Here is an 8,638-nt window from a genome sequence, read left to right on the forward strand (position 1 = left end):
GGTGGTTTTACAATGAAATTTTCAATTAAACTTGGTAATTATTTATATATATTGTTACTTATCGCGTATATTTTTTTATGTTATTTTTTAGTTAACAATAATTATTTTTTAGAAAATTGGTCAAAAACAATATCTGTAATCTCGTTTTTTTCGCTAATATTTCAAGTGATAGTTCTTAAGTTTGAAAAATTTAGAGTTTGGGAATATCAAATAATATCAATTGTTCTTTTGCACATATTTATGTTTGGACGCATTTATTTAAATGCTTTAGAATTAGATGATAATATATATTGGAATCTTTTAAATAGTTTTGATAATAAAATACTGTATAATTCTAGTTTAATAGTTTTAGCTGGTATAATGACAGTATTTGTCTCTTTCGTTTTGACAAAGCAAAAACATTCTTTTATTAAAGATTTTAATCTGATTAAAAAGCAAAATATTAGTGCACTATATAATACCGGGTTAATTCTGTTTTTAATATCCTTACCGTTTAGATTATTCGAAGATATAAGAGCGATATTGCTTGTTCAGTTTTCACAATCGTATTCTGCTTTAAATAGTACTTTTGGCTTATTTAGAGAGCCAGCTAAATTATTTTTACCATCTTTAATCTTTATTTTAGTATTTTTATTTGTGAGTCATAAGCGAAGTTACAAGACAATATTATTAACATCCATTGCATATTTTATTCTTATTATGATTTTTACTGGAGATAGAAGATACCAAACATTATCAATATTGAGTATATTAGCTCTTCATATGTATCTCACTAATATTAAATTGTTTACTTTTAAAACAATTTTTTATATCATCTTTGCTATTTTGTTTATTGATGTTTTAACTATTTTAAGTGAACTTAGACTTAACGAATTTACTTTGAACAGTTTCATCACTAATTATGGAAGTGAATATGGGATTATATATAGAGTTTTTAGAAGTTTTGGGTACTCTATTTTTTCTGTTGCTCAAGTGTATAAATATATACCGAATATAATAAATTACCAATATGGTTTAAGTTTTGTCGGATCAATTATTTCCATTCTTCCTATCGGGTGGCTTCTACCTGGATTTTTTGAGAAGGTATCTATATCTAATTACTTATATAGTACTACCAATATTCCTACAGGAGGTAGTATAATTGGAGATTCATATGCTAACTTTGGATTGTTTTATATTGTATTCTTGTTGTTGTTTTATATGTTTATATCAAAAATTATGCATTTTAGTAAAATGAAAAACGATCTTTTAAAGATTGTATTGTATTATTCTCTTTTCCCTTTGATACTCAATCTAGTTAGAGCATCATTTTTTGAAATTTTTAGAACTGTTATCATTGTAACAATTGTACCTATTATTGTATATAAAACTCAAACGAAAAGGATTAAAAAAAGATGAAGAATATTACTTTTGTTATACAAAAATTAGGAGTTGGTGGTGTGCAAAAAAATGTTGATTTTTTGGCAACCAAATTGTTTAATGATGGCTACAATATTAATGTTATATCTCTTTCACCAAGTGTGAAAAACACTGATTTTAATACAAAAGGATTGAATCTTACAATCAATTCTAAAGGTTTGAAAAGATTTAAACTGTTTAGATTCATACAAAAAATACAATTCTTACGAACAACATTAAAAAATGATGATTCGGAATTGTTTATTACCTTTAATGTATACGATGCAATTATCACTCTATTGTCAAAGAGAAGAAGGGATGTCCCTCTTCTTTGCTCTGAAAGAACAGCGCCGTCTAAAGTGTCAAGAAAAATAAAGTTTTTAAGTAAAGTTGTATATAATTCTAGCTCTGGAGTGGTATTTCAAACAGAAGATGCAAAGAATTATTTTTCACATAAAATAAGCAAGAAAGGTATTATCATACACAATCCTTATATACCGAAGAAAAGTTTAGAACAATCAGACCATATTGCTTTCGAGAATAGAAAAAACATAGTTGTTAGTGCTGTTGCAAGATTTGAACATCGTAAAGGAATAGATATTTTACTAAAAGGTTTTGCTTTGTTTCTAGAGAAACACCATGATTATAAGCTTTTAATATTTGGTGATTATTACAAAAGTAAACGTTATAAAGATCTAGCAAGAAAATTAAAAATAGAAAACAAGGTGTTTTTTATGGGTTATAGGTCAAATGTTTCATGGGAAATGCGAGATTCGAAAATATTTGTTTTGCCCTCAAGAGTGGAAGGAATACCAAATATTCTATTAGAATTTTTAGCACAAGGAGTTCCTACTGTATCATCGGATTGTCCATCTGGTGGAACCAAACTTTTAACAAATAATTCAGATAGAGGACTTCTTTTTAGAAATGAAGACTACATTGATTTAGCAAAAAAGATGGTTTATTTAGTGGAAAATCCAGTTTTTTCTGAAAAACTGTCAATTAAAGCAATAGAAGTTAAAGATGTTTATAATGAAAAAGATATATATAATAAATGGAAGAATTATATTGACAAAATCATAGATAGAGCTAAAAATGAAAAATCGAATAAATAAAGATATTTATTGGGGTTATTTTGGTCAATTTCTATATTTAGGTGTCAACATACTATTGCTACCGTTTGTTCTAAAATTATTGCCTAATATTGAGCTGGGTATGTGGTATACATTCACTGCAATTGGTGGTTTAGCTAATCTACTTGATTTTGGTTTTAAAAATACTATTACTCGAAATATTGCATACGGCTGGGGTGGAGCAAAAGATTTACCTAGGTTTAATCAACCAATTGGAGAATATCAAAATGAACCTAATTTGATACTAACCAATAAAGTCATCAAAAGTGCCAGATTTTTCTACTTTATAATTGGGATTGTAGTCCTAGCATTATTAGCCAGTTTTGGAACTTTATACATTTTTTACGTTGGTAAAGAGAGTATTGCTATTAGGATTATTCTGCTCCCTTGGATAATCTATATCCTCGCTATTTTTTTCAATATTTTCTTAGGGTATTGGTTACCATCTTTAAAAGGTATAGGCGCAATAAAAGAATCTTATAAATCTATGGTGTTTTCAAAAATGATCAATCTTGTTATTGCCATCGCAGGTTTATACATGGGTTATGGTTTACTAGCTGTTTCGATAGCTTTTTTTGCAGGATCAGCTTCATTGAGGTTATTTGCAGCGCACTATTTTAAAAAATATCTTGGTACTTCGTACAATTTCTTCTCTAAAAAGATTCATTATAGAGAATTTAAACAAGTTATATACATAATGTGGCCAAATGCCTTTCGCCAAGGTGCAATATCAATCGCAAATTATCTATCAGATAAAGTAATTATTTTATTGACTTCAGCTTTTTTGGGTTTAGCTGTTTCTGCTAGTTTAGGACTGTCTATTCAAATTTTAACATTAACTGCAACTATTGGAAATGTTTTATTTAATATATATTTACCTAAGATTATACATTTAAAGGTTAAAAAGAATAATGTTCAAGCATATAAGAAAATGAAATATTCAATTGCAGTGCAGGCACTAATAATTTTTTCAGGAGGAATTACTATTATACTTTTCGGTAACTTTTTCTTAAGTATAATTAACTCTAACACTTACTTAGTTAGTCGCATCAATTTACTTATTTTATTGATATTTGTATATATTTTTTCATTTCACCAAATATGTAGTTCGTATATTATAGCTGATAATAAAATACCTATGTTCGGATCATACTTGTTGACTGGAATTGCAACTGTTTTGATTTCATTTTTATTAGCTAGATTTTTCCCAAATCAATTTAATTTAACAGCATTGTTATCAATCCAATTAGGGATGCAAATTATTTATAACGCATGGAAATGGCCTAAGTACGTAGCTAATATGAACAATCAATCGATAGTTACAATGTATATTAGCTCATTTACGGTCTTATTATTTGATATAATATCAATGTTAAAAAAAGTAATTAAAGGAGGCAAATAAAATTGAGTAAACTATTGTTTTTACAGAGATTATCGTATAGATTTTATAAGTGGAAAATCCCACTTATTCCAAAAATGATAACAAGAGCTATTAGAATATTATATTCTGCCGAAATACCTTACACTGTCAAGATTTTTAAGGATGTTAAATTTCACCATGGTGGTTTGGGAGTTGTAGTACATCCAAGAGCAATAATTGGACATAAATGTCAAATATATCAACATGTAACTATTGGTAGTAGAAATAATTTAGGTCCTCCGGTTCTAAAAAATGAAATTATCGTTGGTGCAAATTCCACTATACTAGGAAATATTGTTATAGGCAACAATGTTAAGATAGGAGCAAATACAATTGTACTTGATGATATTCCAGATAATGCAACAGTTGTAGGCCAGAAAAGTAGGGTATTGTTGAAAAATGATTAACAAAACTTTGAGATTTTATTAGATTTAAATATAATGATGGAATAACTAAACGTTATTTCGTAAAAGAATAAGATTAGAAGTCATTTTAGTGGATAAAATCCATATTTCATTTCTGTATAAATCTCATGTAAAAGTTGATAAGTTCAAATTAATTTAATTATTTAGAATATAAAATAGGAGGAGACAAATGAAAAATAGAATCTCTGTTATAGGTTTAGGATACGTTGGATTACCAATTGCTGTAACATTTGCAGAGCGGGGAGAAGACATTATAGGTTTTGATATTAGTAAAGAGAAAATAGAACAATACAATGAAGGTATAGATCCTACAAAAGAAGTCGGAAATACTAGATTATCACAGGTTAAGAATATAATTTTCACAAATGATGAGAATGATTTAAATAATTCAAACTTCTTTATCATTGCGGTCCCAACACCCGTTAGAGATGATAAAGTTCCAGATCTATCTCCTCTTATTGGGGCAACAAATTTAGTAGCAAGACATTTAAAAAAAGGTGATTACATTGTTTTTGAATCAACAGTGTATCCAGGAGCAACTGAAGAAGTATGTGTACCAATTCTAGAAAAAATTTCTGGGTTAAAATTCTGTAGAGATTTCAAAGTTGGATACTCACCAGAGCGAATAAATCCAGGTGACCGTGTTCATAGACTTGAAACTATAGTAAAAGTAGTTTCAGGTTGTGATGATGAAAGTCTAGAAAAAATAGCAGAAATTTATGAGATAGTTATTGACGCTGGAGTATATAAAGCTTCATCTATAAAAGTTGCTGAAGCAGCAAAAGTGATTGAAAACACTCAAAGAGATCTAAATATCGCATTTATGAATGAGTTATCAATCATATTTGATAAACTGAATATTGATACTTTAGAAGTTTTAGAAGCTGCTGCAACAAAGTGGAATTTCTTAAATTTTAGACCAGGTCTAGTTGGTGGACATTGTATTGGAGTGGATCCATATTATCTAACATATAAAGCACAAACAATTGGTTATCATCCTCAAATGATATTAGCGGGAAGAAGGCTAAATGATGGTATGGGTAAAGTCATTGCGGAGAGAACAATTAAGAACTTGATTAAAAATGGGGTTACAATCAAAGGCTCAAAAGTTCTTGTTATGGGATTGACTTTTAAAGAGAATTGTCCTGATTTAAGGAACTCAAAAGTGATTGATATTATTAATGAGCTTAACGATTACGGAGTAGAGGTCCTTGTTACTGATCCCATCGCGAATAGTATCGAAGCAAAAAGAGAATATGGCGTTGGTTTAGTTGAATTAAACAAAATTAATGATGTTGATGGAGTTATTATTGCTGTTGCACATAAAGAATATGAAACTCTACTATCAGCAGATTATAAAAAGTTATATAAGACTAACTTAGATAAATTTACTCTAATCGATGTCAAATCAATTCTTCTAAGAAATAGCTATGACAATAAGTTTGATATTTGGAGGTTATAATTATGTCTTACAATTTTCCGAAAAATACTCAGTTTTTAGTTACCGGCTGTGCTGGTTTTATTGGTTCAAACTTAACTGAATACATCCTTAGTTTAGGTTATAAAGTTAAAGGCTTGGATAATTTTTTAACTGGTAAAAAAGAAAACATGGAGTCCTTTATAGATAATTCCAATTTCAGTTTTATTAATGGGGATATTAGAGACAAGCAAACTTGCATTAATGCTGTTCAAAATATCGATTATGTTTTACATCAAGCAGCTTTAGGTTCAGTTCCAAGATCAATAGCTGATCCATATACATCGCACGATGTTAATGTAAATGGTTACTTAAATATGTTGCTTGCAGCAAGAAATTCTCATGTAAAACGATTTGTATATGCCTCAAGTTCATCTGTATACGGCGATCATCCAACTTTACCTAAAGTAGAAGGTGTTGAGGGGAAAATATTATCTCCATATGCCTTAACCAAACATATAGATGAGGAATATGGTAGATTATTTTACGAACTATATTCGTTTCCTACAATTGGGCTTAGATATTTCAATGTATTTGGTAAGAGACAAGATCCAAATTCAATTTATGCTGCGGTAATTCCAATATTTATCAAAAAGTTATTAAATAATGAACAGCCCACTATTAATGGTGATGGAACTTACTCTAGAGATTTTACTTATGTTCAAAATGTTATAGATGCAAATTTAAAAGCGTGCTTAAGTGATAAAGAATCATTGGGGAAATCTTACAATATTGCTTTTGGTGGCAGAGTAACTTTAAATGAATTGTATAGAGAATTAAATAGTTCACTAAATATTTGGATCGAACCAAAATATGGGTCAATACGTCCAGGTGATATTCCACATAGTAATGCAGACATTACTCGAGCAAGAAAAATTCTTGGATATCATCCAACACACTCGTTTTATGATGGTATAAAGCTGGCAATTGATTGGTACAAAAACAACTTATAACACGAGTAAATTTATTCAACGTGAACGGTTTCATAAGGACCGACAGTTCAAAGTAAAGGGTCAGGGCAAGATATATATTGTATTTTCATATCCACGTACATACAACGTACATCAGTTTCATAACAATTGCATATTCTATTTTTGACAGTCTACTTCAAAGGGTCAAGGGTCCCATTATATAATTACTAAAATTATCTGATTTTTCATTGATTTTGGAAAAAATAATTTTGATACAAAAAGTGACTTTAACGTCTTAGTTGAGACATTTCATAGCCACGTACATTGGTTTCATAATGACCGACAGTTCAAAGTAAAGACTCAGGGCAAGATATATATTTTATTTTCATAGCCACGTACATACAACGTACATCTGTTTCATAACAATTGCATATTCTATTTTTGACAGTCTATCTCAAAGGGTCAAGGGTCCCATTATATAATTACTAAAATTATCTGATTTTTCATTGATTTTGGAAAAAATAATTTTTATACAAAAAGTGACTTTAACGTCTTAGTTGAGACATTTCATAGCCACGTACATTGGTTTCATAATGACCGACAGTTCAAAGTAAAGACTCAGGGCAATCCGGAATGTGGAAACATCTTGACATATTGAAAATAGTATGATTTGGTCTTTATCAAGATAAAAAGCGACTATCATTTTCCAAGAAAAAAATCTTTGGTTTTTGATATACTTGATGTAACAGTTGCAAAGATATCGACAGTTCTAAGTAGAGATTTTCATAGTAACAGACAGTTGTTGAATACCCCTCAAGGCAATTTGGAATGTGGAAACATCTTGACATATCAAAAATAGTATGATTTGGTCTTTACCAAGACAAAAAACGACTATCATTTCCCAAGAAAAAAATCTTCGTTTTTGATCTACTTGATGTAACAGTTGCAAAGATATCGACAGTTCTAAGTGCAGATTTTCATAGAAACAGACAGTTGTTGAATACCCCTCAAGGCAATCCGGTTTGTGGAAACATCTTGACTTATCGAAAATAGTATGATTTGGTCTTTATCAAGACAAAAAGAGACTATAATTTTACGAGAAAAAATCTTCGCTTTTTGATCTACTTGATGTAACAGTTGCAAAGATATCGACAGTTCTAAGTGCAGATTTTCATAGAAACAGACAGTTGTTGAATACCCCTCAAGGCAGGATTTGTGATTTGCTTTTATGAAAAGACCTTTTAAACAGTCGAAATAAAAAACACATTTTTAATACATCAGAACAAAGGAGCAATAGATATGACAGATTTTGTAATTAACTTATTAGACTTCTTAAGTAATGAACTCATTGTATTTGTTATATCAATGGTTCCTTTAATTGAACTTAGGGGTTCAATCCCTGTAGGGTTAGTCTTTGGGATTGAACCCTTAAGGACATTTATATTAACTTATCCTGCTTCTTTAATTCCAGCGCCTTTTATTATATTGTTTATTCATCAAGTGTTTAAGCTATTAGAAAAGAATAAATTCTTTGCAAGACTCATTGATAGAATTGTTCATAGTAATAGAAGAAAGCATAGTGAGAAAATAGAAAAGTATGGGTATATAGGCTTATTTATTATTGTGGCTATTCCATTACCTGGGACAGGGGTTTGGAGTGGGTCACTGGCTGCGGCTATATTTGAGATGGATTTTAAGAAATCTATGGTTGCGATTATCTTAGGAAACTTAGTTGCTGCAATCCTTATATTAATTATTTCAATGGGCGTCATTAGTTTTATCTAATGACGCTTTTTTTAATGCTTTAACAGTGTTTTAAGAATAGGTTAGGAATTATTTGCTATAATGAAGTAAATAACATGGTTAGAAAGAGG

Annotated in this window: 7 protein-coding genes; all 7 read left to right on the top strand. The window is 29.5% G+C overall.

Annotated features, from left to right (window positions below; genetic code table 11):
* Positions 1 to 12: 12 nt before the first annotated feature.
* The 7 genes from ACHAJD_RS02505 to ACHAJD_RS02535 all read left to right on the top strand — a co-directional run bounded on the left by ACHAJD_RS02505 (position 13) and on the right by ACHAJD_RS02535 (position 8,549).
* On the top strand, positions 13 to 1,398 hold the full coding sequence (locus ACHAJD_RS02505; RefSeq protein WP_435584281.1) for an O-antigen polymerase: 1,386 nt from the start codon (positions 13 to 15) through the stop codon (positions 1,396 to 1,398).
* The gene (locus ACHAJD_RS02510) at positions 1,395 to 2,513 is read left to right on the top strand and encodes a glycosyltransferase (RefSeq protein ID WP_435584282.1); all 1,119 of its coding nucleotides are present in this window, start codon (positions 1,395 to 1,397) and stop codon (positions 2,511 to 2,513) included. Before ACHAJD_RS02505 ends, ACHAJD_RS02510 begins: the two co-directional genes overlap by 4 nt.
* Positions 2,494 to 3,933 (top strand): O-unit flippase-like protein, encoded by a 1,440-nt coding sequence (gene wzx, locus ACHAJD_RS02515; RefSeq protein ID WP_435584283.1) that lies wholly within the window; start codon positions 2,494 to 2,496, stop codon positions 3,931 to 3,933. The genes ACHAJD_RS02510 and wzx overlap by 20 nt, the downstream gene beginning before the upstream one ends.
* A 2-nt stretch (positions 3,934 to 3,935) precedes the next feature.
* Positions 3,936 to 4,358: a serine O-acetyltransferase gene (locus ACHAJD_RS02520; RefSeq protein WP_435584284.1), complete on the top strand. Its 423-nt coding sequence runs from the start codon at positions 3,936 to 3,938 to the stop codon at positions 4,356 to 4,358.
* A 187-nt stretch (positions 4,359 to 4,545) separates the two neighbouring features.
* Positions 4,546 to 5,838, top strand: coding sequence for a nucleotide sugar dehydrogenase (locus tag ACHAJD_RS02525; protein ID WP_435584285.1), 1,293 nt, complete (start codon positions 4,546 to 4,548; stop codon positions 5,836 to 5,838).
* A gap of 2 nt (positions 5,839 to 5,840) precedes the next feature.
* Entirely contained in the window at positions 5,841 to 6,806 is a 966-nt protein-coding gene (locus ACHAJD_RS02530; RefSeq protein WP_435584286.1) for an SDR family oxidoreductase, read from the top strand.
* A 1,257-nt stretch (positions 6,807 to 8,063) separates the two neighbouring features.
* Positions 8,064 to 8,549 (top strand): COG2426 family protein, encoded by a 486-nt coding sequence (locus ACHAJD_RS02535; protein WP_435584287.1) that lies wholly within the window; start codon positions 8,064 to 8,066, stop codon positions 8,547 to 8,549.
* The last annotated feature ends 89 nt before the right edge of the window (positions 8,550 to 8,638 follow it).

The sequence above is a fragment of the Liberiplasma polymorphum genome (assembly GCF_043951795.1).
Lineage (GTDB): Bacteria > Bacillota_I > Bacilli_A > Izemoplasmatales > Izemoplasmataceae > Liberiplasma > Liberiplasma polymorphum.